This is a genomic window from Gallibacterium faecale, assembly GCF_027920745.1.
GTDB classification, from domain to species: Bacteria; Pseudomonadota; Gammaproteobacteria; order Enterobacterales; family Pasteurellaceae; genus Gallibacterium; species Gallibacterium faecale.
Map to the genome: position 1 here is coordinate 1 of NZ_JAQIBB010000080.1, position 18,131 is coordinate 18,131.

15 protein-coding genes are annotated in these 18,131 nt (G+C 36.4%); 7 read left to right on the forward strand and 8 right to left on the reverse strand.

The genetic code is table 11. From position 1 onward, the window contains the following. Positions 1-40 precede the first annotated feature (40 nt). Positions 41-1,624, reverse strand: a complete 1,584-nt coding sequence (gene asnB, locus PF272_RS09260) for an asparagine synthase B (RefSeq protein ID WP_271142526.1) — start codon at positions 1,622-1,624, stop codon at positions 41-43. 250 nt (positions 1,625-1,874) lie between these two features. Between asnB and PF272_RS09265 the strand changes: the two genes are divergently transcribed. After that, positions 1,875-2,102 carry a zinc ribbon domain-containing protein gene (locus PF272_RS09265; protein WP_065233554.1) on the forward strand — a complete coding sequence of 76 codons (228 nt, stop codon included), beginning with the start codon at positions 1,875-1,877 and terminating at the stop codon, positions 2,100-2,102. Positions 2,103-2,618: 516 nt separating this feature from the next. Here PF272_RS09265 and PF272_RS09270 read toward each other — a convergent pair. Further along, positions 2,619-3,659, reverse strand: coding sequence for an NAD(P)-dependent alcohol dehydrogenase (locus PF272_RS09270; protein ID WP_271142527.1), 1,041 nt, complete (start codon positions 3,657-3,659; stop codon positions 2,619-2,621). 123 nt (positions 3,660-3,782) lie between these two features. On the opposite strand from PF272_RS09270, the gene PF272_RS09275 reads away from it, so the two are divergent. Beyond that, entirely contained in the window at positions 3,783-4,703 is a 921-nt protein-coding gene (locus tag PF272_RS09275) for a LysR family transcriptional regulator (RefSeq protein WP_271142528.1), read from the forward strand. A 53-nt stretch (positions 4,704-4,756) separates the two neighbouring features. On the opposite strand, the gene PF272_RS09280 is transcribed toward PF272_RS09275, so the two are convergent. Together PF272_RS09280 and PF272_RS09285 are read right to left on the reverse strand one after the other, a co-directional pair. Then, entirely contained in the window at positions 4,757-5,347 is a 591-nt protein-coding gene (locus PF272_RS09280; RefSeq protein ID WP_271142529.1) for an FMN-dependent NADH-azoreductase, read from the reverse strand. 13 nt (positions 5,348-5,360) lie between these two features. After that, complete coding sequence (locus PF272_RS09285) at positions 5,361-5,759, reverse strand: DoxX family protein (protein ID WP_271142530.1); 399 nt, start codon at positions 5,757-5,759, stop codon at positions 5,361-5,363. A gap of 110 nt (positions 5,760-5,869) precedes the next feature. Here PF272_RS09285 and PF272_RS09290 point away from each other — a divergent pair, with 110 nt between their 5' ends. Together PF272_RS09290 and PF272_RS09295 are read left to right on the forward strand one after the other, a co-directional pair. Further along, entirely contained in the window at positions 5,870-6,733 is an 864-nt protein-coding gene (locus PF272_RS09290) for a LysR family transcriptional regulator (protein WP_271142531.1), read from the forward strand. Between the two features lie 352 nt (positions 6,734-7,085). Next, a complete protein-coding gene (locus tag PF272_RS09295) occupies positions 7,086-8,060 on the forward strand; it encodes an NAD(P)-dependent oxidoreductase (protein WP_271142532.1) in 975 nt (324 codons plus the stop codon). A 59-nt stretch (positions 8,061-8,119) separates the two neighbouring features. Here the strand turns inward: PF272_RS09295 and iolG are convergent, their stop codons facing one another. Genes iolG through iolD form a run of 3 tightly spaced genes read right to left on the reverse strand, consistent with a single transcriptional unit; the run spans position 8,120 to position 12,005 of the window. Continuing rightward, a complete protein-coding gene (gene iolG / locus PF272_RS09300) occupies positions 8,120-9,130 on the reverse strand; it encodes an inositol 2-dehydrogenase (protein WP_271142533.1) in 1,011 nt (336 codons plus the stop codon). Between the two features lie 11 nt (positions 9,131-9,141). Further along, entirely contained in the window at positions 9,142-10,038 is an 897-nt protein-coding gene (iolE, locus tag PF272_RS09305) for a myo-inosose-2 dehydratase (RefSeq protein WP_271142534.1), read from the reverse strand. Between the two features lie 32 nt (positions 10,039-10,070). Continuing rightward, entirely contained in the window at positions 10,071-12,005 is a 1,935-nt protein-coding gene (gene iolD / locus PF272_RS09310) for a 3D-(3,5/4)-trihydroxycyclohexane-1,2-dione acylhydrolase (decyclizing) (RefSeq protein ID WP_271142535.1), read from the reverse strand. Between the two features lie 344 nt (positions 12,006-12,349). Between iolD and PF272_RS09315 the strand changes: the two genes are divergently transcribed. Continuing rightward, a complete protein-coding gene (locus PF272_RS09315; RefSeq protein WP_271142536.1) occupies positions 12,350-14,254 on the forward strand; it encodes a bifunctional 5-dehydro-2-deoxygluconokinase/5-dehydro-2-deoxyphosphogluconate aldolase in 1,905 nt (634 codons plus the stop codon). A gap of 110 nt (positions 14,255-14,364) precedes the next feature. On the opposite strand, the gene PF272_RS09320 is transcribed toward PF272_RS09315, so the two are convergent. Further along, the gene (locus PF272_RS09320) at positions 14,365-15,198 is read right to left on the reverse strand and encodes a MurR/RpiR family transcriptional regulator (protein WP_065237643.1); all 834 of its coding nucleotides are present in this window, start codon (positions 15,196-15,198) and stop codon (positions 14,365-14,367) included. Positions 15,199-15,427: 229 nt separating this feature from the next. Between PF272_RS09320 and prlC the strand changes: the two genes are divergently transcribed. Continuing rightward, complete coding sequence (prlC, locus tag PF272_RS09325) at positions 15,428-17,473, forward strand: oligopeptidase A (protein WP_271142537.1); 2,046 nt, start codon at positions 15,428-15,430, stop codon at positions 17,471-17,473. A 394-nt stretch (positions 17,474-17,867) separates the two neighbouring features. Beyond that, complete coding sequence (locus tag PF272_RS09330; protein WP_271142538.1) at positions 17,868-18,089, forward strand: hypothetical protein; 222 nt, start codon at positions 17,868-17,870, stop codon at positions 18,087-18,089. Positions 18,090-18,131 lie beyond the last annotated feature (42 nt).

The window sequence follows — 18,131 nt, forward strand, 5'->3', positions numbered from 1 at the left end:
AAATAATCCCTCATTAATAAATGAGGGATTATATTTAGATTTATTTACCACTATCACCATAGTTGCCTAATACACGTGCACTAGGATCGTTTACATTACAGCCTTCCCATTCTTTATTTGGCATCCAGAAATCTTTAATCCAGTGGCTTTGTCCCGGATAGAATTTTTCAAAGATATCGCGGTAAAGTAATGATTCTTTGGTGAACGGTGTACCATACGGATATTTTTCTTTCGCTTTCGCTAAATCTTCATCACTATATTTGCTTTCGGCAAAAGCTTTTAGATGATCTACCATTGAGTGACCTACTGCATCACTAAATGCTGCTTTTTCACGATAAAGAATACTATCAGGTAAATAATTTGTTCCTTCAAACGCTTTACGTAATAAGTATTTACCCTTGTTGTAAACATTCATTTTCTTCTCTGGGTTCACACTCATAGCGTAATCAACAAAATCAATGTCACCAAATGGAACACGTGCCTCTAACGAGTTAGCTGCAAGACAACGGTCAGCACGTAACACATCATACATATATAATTCACGAATCCGTTTTTGTGCTTCTTTTTGGAATTCCGCCGCATTTGGTGCAAAGTCAGTATATTTATAACCAAAGATTTCATCACTAACTTCACCAGTTAATAGTACTTTTAGATCAGTTTGCTCGTGGATATATTTACATACAAGATACATTCCGATACTTGCACGAATAGTAGTAATATCCCAAGTTTCTAAGTGCCAAATGACTTTTTCTAATGCAGCTAACACTTCATCTTTGGTCATAATGACTTCAGTATGCTCAGAACCAAGATAATCTGCCACTTCTTTAGCATACTTTAAGTCAATAGGATCGGTATCCATACCAATCGCAAATGTTTTAATTGGTTTATCTAAATGTTTTTGTGCAATAGCACAAACTAACGAAGAATCTAAGCCACCACTTAATAAGAAACCTAAAGGTGCATCAGAATGTAAACGTTTGATGACCGCTTTTTCTAATTTAGTGCGTAATGTGCTGGTAATGGTGTCAAGATCTTGATCAACTACAACTTTTGGATCAGCAATGTCGTTATAACAAATAAATTCACCGTTTAGGTAATAATGTCCCGGTGGGAATGGATGAATATCGCGACACCAACCGATTAATCCTTTCGCTTCAGATGCAAAGGCAATGCCTCCTGTTTCTTTATCATAGCCATAAAACATTGGGCGAATTCCAATCGGATCGCGTCCTGCAATTAAAGTCCCTGTTTTGCTGTCTTTTAATACTAGGGCGAACTCTGCATCAAGCATCTTCATCATCACATCAACGCCAACACGTTGATAAAGAGGAATCAATACTTCACAGTCACTGCCTGAATGGAAAGTGTAGGTTGAAGATAATAATTCTTTCAATTCTGTGTAGTTATAAACTTCCCCATTACAAATAAGCGAAATACCATCGTGTTGGAATGGCTGATTACCTTGCGAACTTAAATCCATAATGGATAAGCGGTGAAATCCCCAAGTTGCATCATCTGTACAAATTACTGCTTGATGATCTGGACCACGATGAAAAATATGATCGAAACTACGCTTAAATGCCTCTGAAGGCTGCGCTGAAGAAGAAAATACAAATCCACACATACAAAAAACCTCTGTTTTAAATTGAATTATTTCTAGCTAGTATAGTGGAAAAATAATTTTTATCTACCTTTTTTATTAAATTTTAATAAATTTTTTATAATTAAAAGAATTTAATTGAATTTTATATAGAATAAATAGCTTATTTTTGTATTTTTTCAAATATTGTTATGTAAAAAAGAGAGTCATTGATTTATTTATTTAATTTTCGATATAGTACTCGGCGTGATTTTACTGAAATAAAGGAAGAAAAATGCTTAATTGCCCCCATTGTGAGAAGAAAGTAGATAGTAGTTTATCGCACTGCCCATTTTGCCAAACGCCATTACATGATGAGGCGGCTAAGCAGGTCTATCAACAACGTATTATGCAAAGTACACAAGAACGCCAAGAGTTGAATAAGCGTAGTGCTAAAGTTCAGTTAGTATGGCTAGTTATTTTTGCCATTGTGATTGCCGGGTTATTTTGGTGGAAAAGCTAGAAAAGTATTTAGAATAAAGTCCACTCGGAATGACGGACAATTTTAACTTCAAAATATGAACGGACCATAAGGTCAAATCAGACTACAGGCAAACCTAAATTTGTTCATAAATCTTAATTAAATGTTTAATGGGTTCCCTCTCACACTTGCCCGAATGTAAATCAGATTTTCAGGCAAAAAAAGTGATCATTTTTCGAACGTAGTGAGAAAAATCTCTGTTTTTTGCCGCCCGGAAAATCTGATTGGAATGAGGAACAGCAAGTGTGCGAGGGTAGGCTTTCTTTTGCTTCGTTTTCTTTGCCTAAACAATGACAAAAAGCGATAGCTTTTTGAACGTTGCTAGCAACGGCCCGTTAGGGTGAGCAAGCTTGCTTGCGAATAAAATGAAGTCGCCCTTTAGGGCGAAACCTAAATTCTAATTAGAACAAAAACATCTAAAAATAGACATAGTCATAAAATTGAACGGACCACAAGGTCCGTTCTTGTCATAATGAGGAATATAAGTTATCCAAATTGTTATAAAGTACTGCTATCGATCACAAAACGATACTTCACATCACCTTTTAACATACGTTCATAAGCTTCATTAATTTGCTCAGCTTTAATTAATTCAATATCTGCAACAATATTATGTTCTGCACAGAAATCTAACATTTCTTGTGTTTCTGCAATACCACCAATCATTGAGCCAGCAATCGCAGCACGTTTACCAATTAAGATCGACACATTTGGTGATTGATGCGGATCTGCTGGTACACCAACTAAAGTCATTGTGCCATCACGTTTTAACAATGCAGTGAAGTTATCAAGATTGTGAGAAGCAGCAACCGTATTTAAGATAAAGTCAAAGCTCTTATAATGTTTTGCCATCTGTTCTGGATCTTTAGAGATCACCACTTCATCAGCACCTAATTTATGCGCTTCCGCTTTCTTAGACTCAGACGTTGTGAAAGCAACTACATAAGCCCCCATAGCGTGAGCAAGTTTAATTCCCATATGGCCTAAACCACCAATACCAACAACCCCTACTTTTTTACCTGGTCCGGTATTCCAGTGACGAAGTGGTGAGTAAGTGGTAATGCCCGCACAAAGTAAAGGCGCAACTGCGGCTAATTGATCTACACTGTGTTTAATTTTTAATACATAGTGTTCATCGACCACAATTTGTTGTGAATAACCACCTAATGTATGACCTGGAGCATCTTCAGTTGGGCCATTATATGTACCAACCATATGATCACAGTAATTTTCTAGCCCTTCTTTACAGTCATCACATTCACGGCAACTATCCACCATACAACCAACACCAACTAAATCACCCACCTTAAATTTAGTCACGTGTGTCCCAACTTCAACCACTTTCCCGACAATTTCGTGTCCCGGTACACAAGGATATAACGTACCCGCCCATTCAGAACGCACTGTATGTAAATCAGAATGGCAAACACCACAATAAGCAATGTCAATTTTGACATCGTGATGTCCAGTAGCACGGCGAGTAATTGTTAATGGTTCTAATGGTTTATCGGCGGCATATGCGCCATACGCTTTAGTCATATTTTCACTCCCTAGAAAATAGTTGAGAAATAACGATATTTGTTAAATAAAAGCTATGTTACGATAATTATTATTTCTATAAAATTTATTAATCAGAATTTCATAATTTCTAAAATAGAAACCATGTTAAATAAACTTGAAGCCTTAAAAGTGTTTTGTGTGGCGGCAGAAACGTTACAATTTAAAGAAGCAGCAAACCGTTTAGCAATTTCACCACCTGTGGTTACGCGTATTATTGCAGAATTAGAAGATCATTTAGGTGAGCCTTTATTTCAGCGAAATACACGACAAATTAAATTAACTGAGTTTGGTCAGCAATTCTTGCCACAGGCAAAGCAGTTAGTAGAAGAAACTGAACGACTATTTGCTCCGACTCGGCGGCGACATAATCAGGATATGGCAGGATTAGTGCGGATTACTTTGCCAGAATTACCCGATCAAGAAAATATTCTGCAAGAATTACTGCAAGCGATCTCACCGTATCCAGAACTTATTATTGATTGGCAACAAAGTGAAATTCGAGTAAATGCGATTGAAGCCCAAATTGATTTAGGAATTCGTATTGGCAATTTCACAGATGGCAGAATGATTACCCGGAAAGTTGGTGAAGTTACTGAAAAAATTGTCGCCGCACCAACATTGTTGGCTAATAATGGCTATCCAAAAGATATCGCAAATTTACAAAAAAACTTTCCCTTATCGGCCATTTTTGATGGCAATACAGGGCGAGTTTGGAGCTGGTATCTTAATGATCATTGGCAGTTTACGCCAAATCGTCCGCAATTTATTGGTAGTCACGGCAACATTACGTTACAGGCAGCGTTAGCCGGAAGAGTGGTAGCCCACCAGTTGGATTGGTTGGTTGATCCCTATTTGTCTAGTGGTGAATTGGTTGAACTATTTGCTGAAATACCAAAGTACCGTTGGCCAGTATATGTTTATCGCCCACAAAGAACAATTACACCAACTCGGGTAAAAGTCGTTTTTGATCTGTTAGTGGAGATTGTTGGGAAACGATTTAAAGCAAAACCTCATACTAAATAAAGTATGAGGTTTGCAATGAGCGTTAAAAATTTTCGAGGTATCTAGAATTTTAATTATTTCAAAATTTCATCAATTTTTGCAGATGCTTGCGCAACTGCTTCTTCTGCTTTATAAGCAAGTCCTTCAACATGAATCACATCAACATTGCTTAAACCAACAAAACCAAGCGTTTGTTTTAACCAAGGCGTTAATGTATCAAATTCTGTCCCAGCGTATTCACCACCACTTGTTACAAAGGCAAATACAGGCACATTTGGTAGTAAACCTTTTGGACCATTTTCATCATATTGGAAAGTCACACGTGGACGAGCAATATAATCAATATAGGTTCTAAAGGTAGCCGGTGTTGTGAAGTTATAACGTGGTAAACCTAACACAATGTAATCAGCATTTTTTAATTCAGAGATTAATTCATCAGCTAAAGCGATTGCTGCACGTTGCGCTGCAGTATCTGTAACACCAGCACGAATTGCCGCCACAGTTTCACTATTTAAAAGTGGAACAGGATTCGCATCTAAATCACGATCAACGATGTTTACTTCAGGCCATTTTGCTTTTGTTTTTGCAATAAATTGATCAATAAGCTGATTTGAAAAACTATTTTCACCATTTACAGAGGTGCGTAATACTAAAACATTACTCATCAAGAAACTCCTTCTATTGTTTATTTCTAAGATTATCTAAAGCCCAAGCGCCGCTACCCGCTACTGCAATATAAAGATAGATAAAGCAGAATAAGACAGCAGCTTCACCACCATTCAGTAAAGGAAGTAAGAAAGTTGAAGCGGAAGCGTGACCGATAAAATAAGCAAATGCCATTTCACCTGACAAGATGAAAGCTACAACTCGGGAAAATAAACCAAGTACTAATAAAATACCACCGACAAGTTCTAGGATACCAGCAATTCCTATCATAGAAAAAATCGATAAACCATCAAACATTGCTACATGAGGCAAACCCAATAATTTTGCACTGCCGTGTAGTAAAAATGTGTATCCTGCCACGATACGTAATAACCCTAATCCATAGTTAGGTAAGCTGTTTGTACTACTCATAAGTTGTCCTTTTCTTATTACTGAACGAAAACGTAGCTTAGTATATTGATTTCTATATTGGAAAAAGATATTGTTTTTGGAAAAGTATTATTTCTTAATAGGAAACAATAATGGATACATTACAAAGTATGCGGATTTTTCGCCAGATTGTAGAAAGCGGTAGTTTTAGCAAAGCAGCAGATCAGATGGATTTATCAACCTCTATGGTGAGTAAGCATCTATCGCATTTAGAAAATTACTTACAAGCGAAGTTATTAAATCGAACTAGCCGTAAATTAAGCTTAACCGAAATGGGCGAACAATATTATCAACGTTGTATTATTGCATTAGATGATTTAGAGGAAGCAAAACAAATTGTAAGTCAGGGCACGATTCATCCGCAAGGAACGTTAAAAATTACAATGCCCGTTTGGTTTGCTACTCCACCCTTTGTTAATTTGTTAGCAGAGTATCGCAGCCGTTATCCTAAAGTGAATTTGCAGCTTTCATTAGATAATCATCATGCGGATTTGGTGGGACAAGGGTTTGATTTAGCATTAAAAGTGACAACCCATTTATCAGATAATTTAATTGTTAAACCGATTGCGAGTATCGCTTTTCACTGGGTAGCTAGCCCACAATATTTAACTGAGTTTACGAAGCAGCCACAACAATTATGGGATCAACATAAAGGATTAGTGCCGACTTATACACATTTGGAGCATCATTTTACAGATACGATTGCCAGTGATAATACCCTAATGTTGTATCAATTAGCGTTAGCAGGACAAGGTGTTGCTTATTTACCTAGTTATTTGTGCGATGATGCTGTGAGAAATGGCAAGTTACAGATTATTCCCCATCCTGCTAACCGTAATCATACGCTTTATGCTGTCTATATGAATCGAGAATTTATGAGCGCAAAAGTACGTAGTTTTATTGATTTTATTGCGGAAAATTTTGCTGGCATGGTAGAAAAGGAATATCACTTTTAATAGATCATAATGAGAAGGAGTAACTTTTCATGATCATGATGTAAAAAATCTATTTAATATTTTTTCTAATGGATGAATTAAATACATTGCATACACATTGCTAATATATTCCAATGAGATTTTTCGGGGCAAATAACAGTGATTGTTCGCACAGCGTTTGAAATCACCTTTTTGCTTGAACATCTTATCTGTATTTGGAGAGGTAAGAGATGGAACTCACCAAAGATTTATTACGATTTATCACCAAATTTAGGTTTATTGGTAGTCTAGAATGGCCTAATTTAGGTTATTTTTTATCTATTTCTGGTTAAGTGATAGGGTAACCACGATATATAGTTATGGAGGCAAAATTATGAAAAAAACAGTTATTTTATATTCCCCAATCCCTACAGAATTGCAAGCCCGTTTAGCTAATGAATTTAATCTTATTTGTTTTGATAAAGTGGATTGCCATAATGAGCAACAATTTTTGGCTGCATTAGCTGATGCAGATGGGGTAATTGGTTCAGGCGTTAATATAAAAGGAGAAAAACTGGCTAACGCTAGAAAGTTAAAGGCAATTTCTACGATTTCTGTTGGTTACGATAATTTTGATGTCAATGAATTAACCGAGCGAAACATCCGTTTAATGCATACACCGGGAGTATTAACAGATACAACGGCAGATTTAATTTTTACTTTATTACTGACGACCGCAAGACGGATAGTTGAAGTTTCTGATTTTATTCATCAAGGGAAATGGCAGAAGAGTATTGGACGTGATTTATTTGGAGTTGATGTCCATCATAAGACTATAGGTATTATCGGAATGGGAAATATTGGTGCAGCTGTCGCTAAGCGGGCTTTTTGTGGTTTTGATATGCGAGTGTTATATACCAGCCGTCAACATAAACCAGAGGTTGAGCAAAAATATCAGGCTGTATGGTGTGAATTAGATCAGTTATTAACAGAGGCTGATTTTGTTTGTATTACCCTACCTTTAACACCAGAAACGGAAAATCTACTAACTAAAGAAAAATTAGCATTGATGAAACCAACCAGTATTTTGATTAATGGTGGGCGAGGTAAAATTGTTGATGAACAGGCGTTAATTGAGGCATTAAAGAATAAACATATTTTGGCAGCGGGATTGGATGTGTTTGTACAAGAGCCATTGCCGGCTGATTCAGAATTGCTGTCTTTACCAAATGCAGTGTTAGTACCGCATATTGGTTCAGCAACTGTTGAAACAAGGTATAAAATGGCTGAGTTAGCGGTAGATAATTTAATTGTAGCATTGCAACCGGCTAAGCCGACTACCAACCTAGTAAATCGGGACGTTGCATAATAAAAATCCCCGATAGATAAGCCTATCGGGGATAACTTTAAGCTAAAATATCTATGGAATTAGGCAACTTCGCTAATTTTAACTGGGCGCCCTTCATCTAAAGATTTTTTCGCTGCTAATGCGATTAATACTGGTTGTAAACCATCATTACCATTCACTAAAGTTGGCTTGTCATTGACGATAGAATCCACGAAACATTTGATTTCATCTGCAAAAGATTGCATATAACGTTCAAGGAAGAAGTATTTTGGTTTTTCAGCAATAACGCCAGCTTCACAAGAATAAACCGCAGTAGAATCGGTATCATTGCGAGTTTGTACAGCTCCTTTTGAACCAAAAACTTCAGCACGTTGATCGTAACCGTAAACCGCTTTACGGCTGTTATCGATAACACCAATAGCACCATTAGCTAATTTTAAGGTAATCACTGCAGTATCAATGTCGCCTGCTTTACCAATTTCTGGATTAACTAATACACCACCAGCTGCATAAACTTCAACAACTTCACTACCAGATAAGTAACGAATCATATCAAAATCATGAATAGTCATATCGAAGAATAAACCACCTGATACTTTTACATATTCAATTGGTGGAGCATCTGGGTCACGAGAGGTAACACGGATTAAGTGTGGTTCACCGATATCACCAGCAACTACACGATCTTTAATTGCTTTAAAGTTATGGTCAAAACGGCGGTTAAAACCAACTTGGAATTTCACACCTGCTTTCTCAACAACATCAAGCACTTCACGAATTTTGTCCTTATTTGGATCAATTGGTTTTTCGCAGAAAATATGTTTACCCGCTTGGGCGGCTTCAATAGAGATTGGTGCATGAGTATTGGTTGATGAACAAACTAATACCGCATCAATTTCAGGATCTTGTAAAATTTTACGATAATCATCGTAAACGTTAGGGATCCCCATACTTGCTGCCCAAGATTGTAATTCTTCAGTTACTTTGATATCAGAAATTGCTTTAATTTCCGCACCTTTAACATATTTGCTGATACTTTCTGAGTGAACTCGACCGATACGTCCAGCACCAATAATACCTACTTTAATCATTTTATGACTCCTTAAATACCTGCAACTTCTTTAATATATTTACGACCTTTCAAGGCATATTCAAATGGGTTTGCTAAAGCAGGATCTTGCTCCGCTTCAACGACCATCCAGCCTTTGTAATTATGTTTTTCTAAGATGTCAAAAATTGGTTTAAAATCAATTACGCCATCACCAGGTACGGTAAATGTTCCTTTTTTCACACCTTCTAAGAAGCTAAGATCGTTAGCTTTTACTTCAGCAACCACTTCATCACGCACATCTTTTAAATGAACATGAACAGTACGATCAACATATTTCTCTAAGACATCTAACATTGCTTGTTGGCTGCCTTCAGAATAATAAAGGTGTCCTGAATCGAATAAGAGATAAACATCATCATTAGTTATTTCCATATATTTATCCACTTCAGCAGGTGTTTGAATACCTGTTCCCATATGGTGGTGTAAACATACTTTCATACCTTTTTCAGCTGCTAATTTAGCCAATTCGTTATAGCCTTCTGCAAGTAGTTGCCATTCAGCTTCAGTGAAAACAGTTTTTTCTTTGAAAATTGCTTTCTTTTGCCCTTGAATACTACGACTTTGTTCTGAACAACCGATTACTTTCGCCCCCATTGCATGAAGGAAATCACGATGTTCAATAAAGCCTTTGATGGTTTCTTCTTTTTTACCATCTACAAAGAATGTACTAAACCATGCGTTACAAATTTGAATACCGCGTACATCTAATTTGTGTTTTAACACTGCAATATCACGTGGATATTTATTACCAACTTCACAACCTTGGTAGCCAGCAAGCGCCATTTCACTTACACATTGTTCAAATGTATTTTCACTCCCTAGTTCTGGAAGGTCATCATTAGTCCAGCCAATAGGGGCAATACCAAGTTTTACATTTTCTGCTTTCATAAATTTTCTCCTAGTGGAAAATAAGTAAATTATTAATAACGTCTTGCTTCATTGATGCGTAATTGCGAAGTTGTATAAGCTTGGCGAATACGTTCTTTTGTAGAAACTTCAGCTACGCCAACATGCCACCAACTGCCATAACCATGAACCATTGTTTTTGGTAAAACTTTTACATCAATTAAAGTTGGAACTGATTGTTTTTTCGCATCTGCTAATGCAGCAATAAGTTCTTGTTCGTTACGAACGGTATAAGTTTTACAACCATAACTTGCTGCATTCATTGCAAAATCAATAGGGATAAATCCAGCATCAAGTTTATTTGTATTTGGATTTCTAAAACGGAACTCTGTACAGAAACTATCCATACCATGACCTACTTGTAAATTGTTGATACAACCATTAGTCATATTATCGAAGAGTACGACATTAATTTTTTTCTGTTCTTGTACAGCGGTAACTAATTCAGTATGCAACATTAAGTAAGAACCATCACCGAGTAAGGTATAAACTTCTTTGTTTGGCTCTGCTAATTTTGCACCTAAAGAAGCGGCAACTTCATATCCCATGCAAGAGTAACCATATTCAAGATGGTAAGTATTTTCGCCTTTTGCTTGCCATACACGTTGTAAGTCGCCTGGTAGACTACCTGCTGCGGCAACAATAATATCATTTTCAGTAAGTTGTTGATTTAAGATGCCAAGTACACGACTTTGGGTAAGGCAAGAATCAGTTAATTTAATAAATTCTGCAAAAATCTTATCTCGATTTGGTAATGCATCATCGACTTCAGGGACAAATTTTTCGGAATAAGTAACGTGTGCAACACGATGTAACTCTTCTGCCATCTGTTGTTTAGCATCAGCAACTTGTGAACCCCATTCAGCTTGGTAACCAGTAAGAAGCGGTTGTAATTGTTGTAATGCCGCTTTTGCATCGGCTGTGATTTGAACCCCATCAAGTTTATAAGCATCAAAACGTGCAACATTGATATTGAGGAACTCAACATTTTCATTTTGGAAAATCCATTTAGATGAGGTGGTAAAATCGGTATAACGAGTACCAACCCCAATCACTAGGTCGGCTTTTTTTGCTAAGAGATTTGCTGCAAGGCAACCAGTTTCGCCAACACCACCTACATTTAATGGGTGATCTGCAACAATAGCGCTTTTACCTGCTTGAGTTTCTGCAAATGGAATTTGATAAGCTTCCGCAAATGCTTTAAGTTCTTGCGCTGCTTCAGAATAACGTACACCACCGCCACAAATAATTAATGGTTTTTTCTTCTGTTTAATTAATTCAACTGCTTGTGACAACATTGCTGCGGTTGCAGGTGTTCTTTCAATACGGTGAATACGTTTTTCAAAGAAATATTCAGGATAGTCATAAGCTTCAGCTTGAACATCTTGTGGAAGTGCAATAGTCACAGCACCAGTTTCAGCAGGGTCGGTAAGTACACGCATAGCGTTGATACAAGCGCTCATTAACTGTTCTGGACGTGTAACACGATCCCAATATTTACTTACTGCTCGGAAAGCGTCATTAGTACTAATACTTAAATCATATGGCTGTTCAATTTGTTGTAATACAGGATCTGGTTGGCGAGTAGCAAAAACATCTCCTGGTAATAGTAATAATGGAATACGGTTGGCTGTTGCTGTTGCGGCAGCTGTAATCATATTTGCTGCACCTGGACCAACAGAAGAAGTACAAGCATAAATTTGTTTTCTTAATTTTTGTTTAGCAAATCCAGTTGCAATGTGAGCCATACCTTGCTCATTGCGACCTTGATGCACAATTAATTCACCACTGTCTTGTTCTAAGGCTTGACCTAAACCAAGTACATTACCATGACCAAAAATTGCAAAGATACCTTTCACAAATTTTGTAACTTTACCATCGACTTCAACATATTGATTATCTAAGAATTTTACGAGTGCTTGCGCAACTGTAAGGCGTTGAGTTTTCATTGACTTCTCCTTAATTCATCTTCTCAATTAAGATTGATTGGTTGTTATTCTACTCAAAAAATTTTCCAATAAAACGAAATATGAAATATAAATTTCATTTTTGAGAGGTGGATCAACTATTTTAAAAAAATTTGCATAAATCTAAGGCATAATTCAGTTATCTTTCAGTTGATTTAATCGAAAAACAGTTCTTTTTTATCCTAAAAATGAAAAATTTTGAGATCTCTCTCGCAAAAAAGATCATAATAGGTGGAAAATTGAAATTTTTATTCTAAAATTAAAATCGATAGATTTTTTATTTTCTTTAAATGTGAAGTAGTACTGATTTTTTTAGGAGGCAGGAAATGTCTAAAACATTAGATGTAATTTGTTTAGGCCGTGTTGCAGTAGATTTGTATTCACAACAAATAGGTTCTCGTTTAGAAGATGTAAGCAGTTTTTCTAAATATTTGGGTGGTTCATCAGGTAATGTTGCTTATGGTACCGCGATTCAAGGTTTAAAATCTTCAATGTTAGCCCGTGTTGGTGATGAACATATGGGGCGTTTTTTACGTGAAGAGCTACAAAGCGTTGGGGTAGATACAAGCCATTTAATTACGGATAAAGAACGTTTAACCGCATTAGTTATCCTAGGCATCAAAGATACTGAAACTTTCCCGCTCATTTTTTATCGTGATAATTGTGCTGATATGGCTATTACTGCGGATGATTTCAGTGAAGAGTATATTGCTTCAGCAAAAGCTTTAGCGATTACAGGTACTCATTTATCACATCCAAAAACTCGTCATGCGGTATTGACAGCATTAGAATATGCAGGTCGTAATGGTACTAAACGTTTATTAGATATTGATTATCGACCTGTATTGTGGGGATTAACCTCATTAGGTGATGGTGAAACACGTTATATTGATTCAGAAGCCGTAACAAAATCTTTGCAAGAAGTATTACATCATTTTGATGTATTAGTGGGAACAGAAGAAGAGTTTCATATTGCAGGTGGTTCAACAGATACATTAACGGCATTAAAAAATGTACGTAAATTCTCAAATGCAACATTAGTTTGTAAACGTGGTGCTTTAGGTTGTTCAGTATTTGAGGGTGAGATTCCAGATGATATTGATGGTGGCTTAAATGTGTATGGCGTTCGTGTTGCTGTATTAAATGTATTAGGTGCTGGAGATGCCTTTATGTCTGGCTTATTGCGTGGCTATGTTAATGAAGAGGGGTGGGAACAAGCTTGTCGTTATGCAAATGCGTGTGGTGCATTGGTTGTTTCTCGCCATGGCTGCGCACCCGCAATGCCAACTAAAGCTGAATTAGATGACTATCTCTCTCGTGCAGAATCAGTACCTCGTCCTGATCTAGATAGTACACTTAACCATTTACACCGAGTAACAACACGGAAACAAGAATGGGATAATCTTTGCATTTTTGCCTTTGATCACCGCTTACAGTTAGAGGAAATGGCAGAAAAATGTGGTGCAGATGTAAAACGAATTCCACAACTTAAACAGTTATTACTACAAGCAGCAGAGCAAACGGCAAAAGAAGAAGGTATCTATGATGGACATGCAGGAATTTTAGCGGATACCACTTACGGTCAAGATGCTTTAAATGCGATTACAGGTAAAAAATGGTGGATTGGTCGCCCTATTGAAAAACCAGCGTCACGTCCATTAGAACTAGAACATGGTGACTTAGGTAGTCAGTTGATTTCTTGGCCAAAAGAGCATGTAGTGAAATGTTTAGCTTTCTATCATCCAAATGACAATGAAAACATCAAACAACGCCAAGATGCTAAATTGTTAGAAGTTTATCAAGCGTGTTGCCGTACAGGTCATGAATTATTGTTAGAAATTATTCTGCCAAAAGATATGGAGCAAAATGAAACATACTATGTTGAAATCATTAGCCATTTATATCAATTAGGTATTAAACCAGATTGGTGGAAACTTCCAGGAATGACATCAATCACTTGGCAACAACTTACAGCGGTAATTAATGCTAATGACAAATATTGTCGAGGTATCTTAATTTTAGGCTTAGATGCACCAGAGAGTGTTTTTGATGAAACATTCAAACAAGCGGCATTAGCACCAATGGTGAAAGGATTTGCGGTAGGTAGAACAATTTTTGGTGAACCGTCTGCACAATGGCTAGCAAATCAATTAGATGATCAAGCATTAATTAGTGCCGTTTCAGAGAAATATCGTAAATTGATCCATCTTTGGAAAAAATATCGCGGTTAAGCAATAGTTTTAAGTAGGAGAGTAAGCCCAATAACCTAACCTCTCGAGGTTAGGTTATTTTTTTGTCATTGGTATAGTAGTAGGAATAAAAATAAAACCTTAATGCCTAGTCACAGATTATCTTCTTGTTGGAATGCTAAAGAGATCGCTAAACTTTGCACTAGATTCATTGTTGAACATTGAGAACGGAAGCCGTTGATATGAGCTTCTTTGATGACAAAAGAAATATCGCTAAAACTCACTAATGGACTTAGTTGGCTGTCGGTGATTGCAATCTGTTTTACCCCTTCTTTAGCAACAGAATCTAAGATATTTAGCGTTTCTTTAGCATAAGGGGCAAAGCTAATTGCCACTACGACATCACCAGGCTTAATCAAATTTAACTGTTCTTCAAACATTCCGCCTAATCCGTCAATGATATAGGAGCGGCGGTTTAGATGGTGTAACGCATAATTTAAATAACAAGCGATACTATAAGAACGCTTTAACCCAATAATAAAAATATTATTAGCAGAATCTAATAATTTCACTGCATTGTTGAGCTGCTTGCTATCGATATTTGTAGCAAGTTGTGTTAATGCTGTGGCATTAGCATGAGCGAAAACGGCTAAAATATTTTCTGGACTATTCTGTTGGGTATTTTCTGCATCCATTTTATGAAAAAGTTCAGCCCTTTCTTTATAGTCAGCAGTAGATTCCATCAGGCTTTCTTTAAACACCTGCTTCATTTCATTAAAACCACTAAAATCAAAAACATTAGCAAAACGAATTAATGTTGAAGGCGGAACCTCTGCCCGTTCAGCAATCACCGCAACAGTATCAAATACCACACTATTTGGGTTATCTAAGATATATTTGGCAACTTGTTTTAATCGTTTACTTAGTGAGTCATAACGCTCTCTGATTTGATATTCTAATTGTTCGACTTTGATTGATTTATTCATATTTTTATGCGTAGTGAGTGAAATGTAATCAACATTCTAAGATATCTTACTAGGAATTGAAAAGAAAATTTCATTTTTATTGATCATGGTACAAGTAGCCATAGGGCTATATTGATTCGCTCTATAATAGAAAAAGAGAAAATAATATGGGTTGAATGGTATGATGTGGTTGAAATCTGAAGCTTATCCCCAATAACTAGGGACGTATTTTTTTATAAGGATAACTATTATGTCAAACCCATTATTAGATCCAAAAGGATTACCTGAATTTTCAAAAATTAAGTTGGAACATATCCAACCAGCGATTAGCCAATTAATTCAACAATGTCGTGATACCGTAGAAGAAGTGTTAAAACAGCCAGAATTAACTTGGCAAAATTTCTATTTACCGTTGGCTGAAGTCAATGACAAATTAAGTAAAGCGTGGTCACCCGTTGCGCATCTAAACTCAGTGAAAAATAGCCCAGAATTACGAGAAGTTTATCAAGCTTGTTTACCATTACTGTCTGAATACGGTACTTGGATGGGACAACATCAAGGGCTATATAAAGCCTATCTACAACTAAAAAATAGCCCAGAATTTGCTAGTTTAGCAAAAGATCAACAAAAAGCGATTGAAAATAGCCTACGTGATTTTGAGTTATCTGGTATTTCTCTTCCGGCAGAGCAACAGCAACGTTATGCCGAAATTGTTGCACGTTTATCAGAATTAAGTTCTCAATTTAGTAATAATGTACTTGATGCAACGATGGGTTGGGAAAAGGTGATTACGGATGTGAATGAAATCGCTGGTTTACCAGAAAGTGCATTGCAAGCGGCGAAAGCGTCCGCAGAAAGTAAGGGCGTGGAAGGGTATCGTTTTACATTAGAGTTTCCAAGTTATCTACCTGTAATGACCTATTGTGAAAATCGTGCTTTACGTGAAGAAATGTACCGAGCGTTTACGACCAGAGCCTCTGATCAAGGGCCAAATGCGAGTAAATGGGATAATTCTCCAATTATGCAAGAGATTCTTACTTTACGTTATGAGCTAGCAAAATTACTCGGGTTTGATACCTATGCAGATTTATCACTAGCAACCAAGATGGCAGAAAGTCCAAAACAAGTATTAGATTTCTTGCAAAATTTAGCAAGTTGTTCCAAAGCGCAAGGCGAAAAAGAATTTGCTGCATTACAACAATTTTGTCGTGAACATTTTGCCGTTGAAGAGTTGGCTGCTTGGGATATTGCTTTTTATAGTGAAAAACAAAAGCAAGCATTATTTGCAATTAATGATGAGGAGTTACGCCCATATTTCCCAGAAGATCGCGTATTATCTGGTTTATTTGAAGTGGTTTCACGAATTTTTAAAATTAAAGCCGTTGAACGTTTTGATGTGGATACTTATCATCCAGAAGTACGATTCTTTGATTTAATTGATGAAAATAATGAGCTAAGAGGAAGTTTTTATCTTGATCTTTATGCCCGTGAACATAAACGTGGCGGTGCCTGGATGGATGATTGCATTAGTCGTAAACGTAAATTAGATGGTTCATTACAAAAACCGGTAGCTTATTTAGTATGTAATTTTAATCGCCCAATTGGCGATAAACCGGCACTCTTTACTCATGATGAAGTGACGACATTATTCCATGAGTTTGGGCATGGTATCCATCATATGCTGACAAAAATTGAAACTGGCGATGTATCAGGAATTAATGGTGTGCCATGGGATGCAGTCGAATTACCAAGCCAATTTATGGAAAATTGGTGTTGGGAAGAGGAGGCATTACAGTTTATCTCTGGCCATTATCAAACAGGAGAGCCGTTACCAAAAGAGAAGTTAGCTCAATTAATCAAAGCGAAAAATTTCCAAGCCGCTATGTTTGTCTTGCGTCAACTAGAGTTTGGTTTATTTGATTTCCGCTTACACTATGAATTTGATCCAACTAAATCAGATCAAGTTGCAACAATTTCCGCTGAAGTCAAACAGGATGTTGCTGTGGTGAAAACGCCAACTTGGGTAAGAACACCGCATAGTTTTAGCCATATTTTTGCAGGTGGTTATGCCGCTGGCTATTATAGTTATTTATGGGCAGAAGTCCTTTCTGCGGATGCCTTTTCTCGTTTTGAAGAAGAGGGAATCTTTAATCCAGAAACAGGTAAGTCTTTCTTAGATAATATTTTAACTCGTGGTGGTTCGGAAGAACCAATGGAACTCTTTAAGCGTTTCAGAGGTAGAGAGCCTAAGTTAGATGCATTATTGCGCCATAAAGGGATTATTAGGAATGATTAGCTGTGAACTCTATGCTTCTACTTTATTGTTTTATTTAATTTAATTGATAAATGAGCTGATTTTTATGTGAGGAATAAAAATCAGCTTTTTACTATTGATTCTTCCAAAAAAAGAAATCTCTTTTTTGATCTCCTACCAAGAATAATCTTTTATAGTATTTTGTTTTTTCATATATATAAATGTTATATATAAATCATAAATAATTAATTTTTTTATAAAAAAATATTTATTTTGTTATTTTTTATCTAATTTTATCTCTTTTTTTATACTGTTCGTTTTCTTGTTTTTATATTGTTCGGTTTTTTAAATGCTATTTAACGAAAAAAAATATAAGACAAATTCTGATTTAGTCAGTAACTTAAATTTAACAAAGTAATAAAAAAGGAGATCTTAAATGGCTAATTATCAGAAACTAATTTTAGGGCATATTATTTTACCGTATAAAGAAATAGAAAATGGATATGTTGCTGTTAGTAATGGAAAAATAGCTTATGTTGGGGAGTGTGCAGCAGGTATTCCTGATGCAGAAGAGGTTCTTGATTTTTGTGGTAGTTATGTTTTCCCAGCCGCAATTGATGCTCAAGTTCATAGTAGGTGTAGTGATCCACTAAATTAGCAGTCCTTGATAGGTTTTTTCGCTAAAATTGGCGGTAATCCT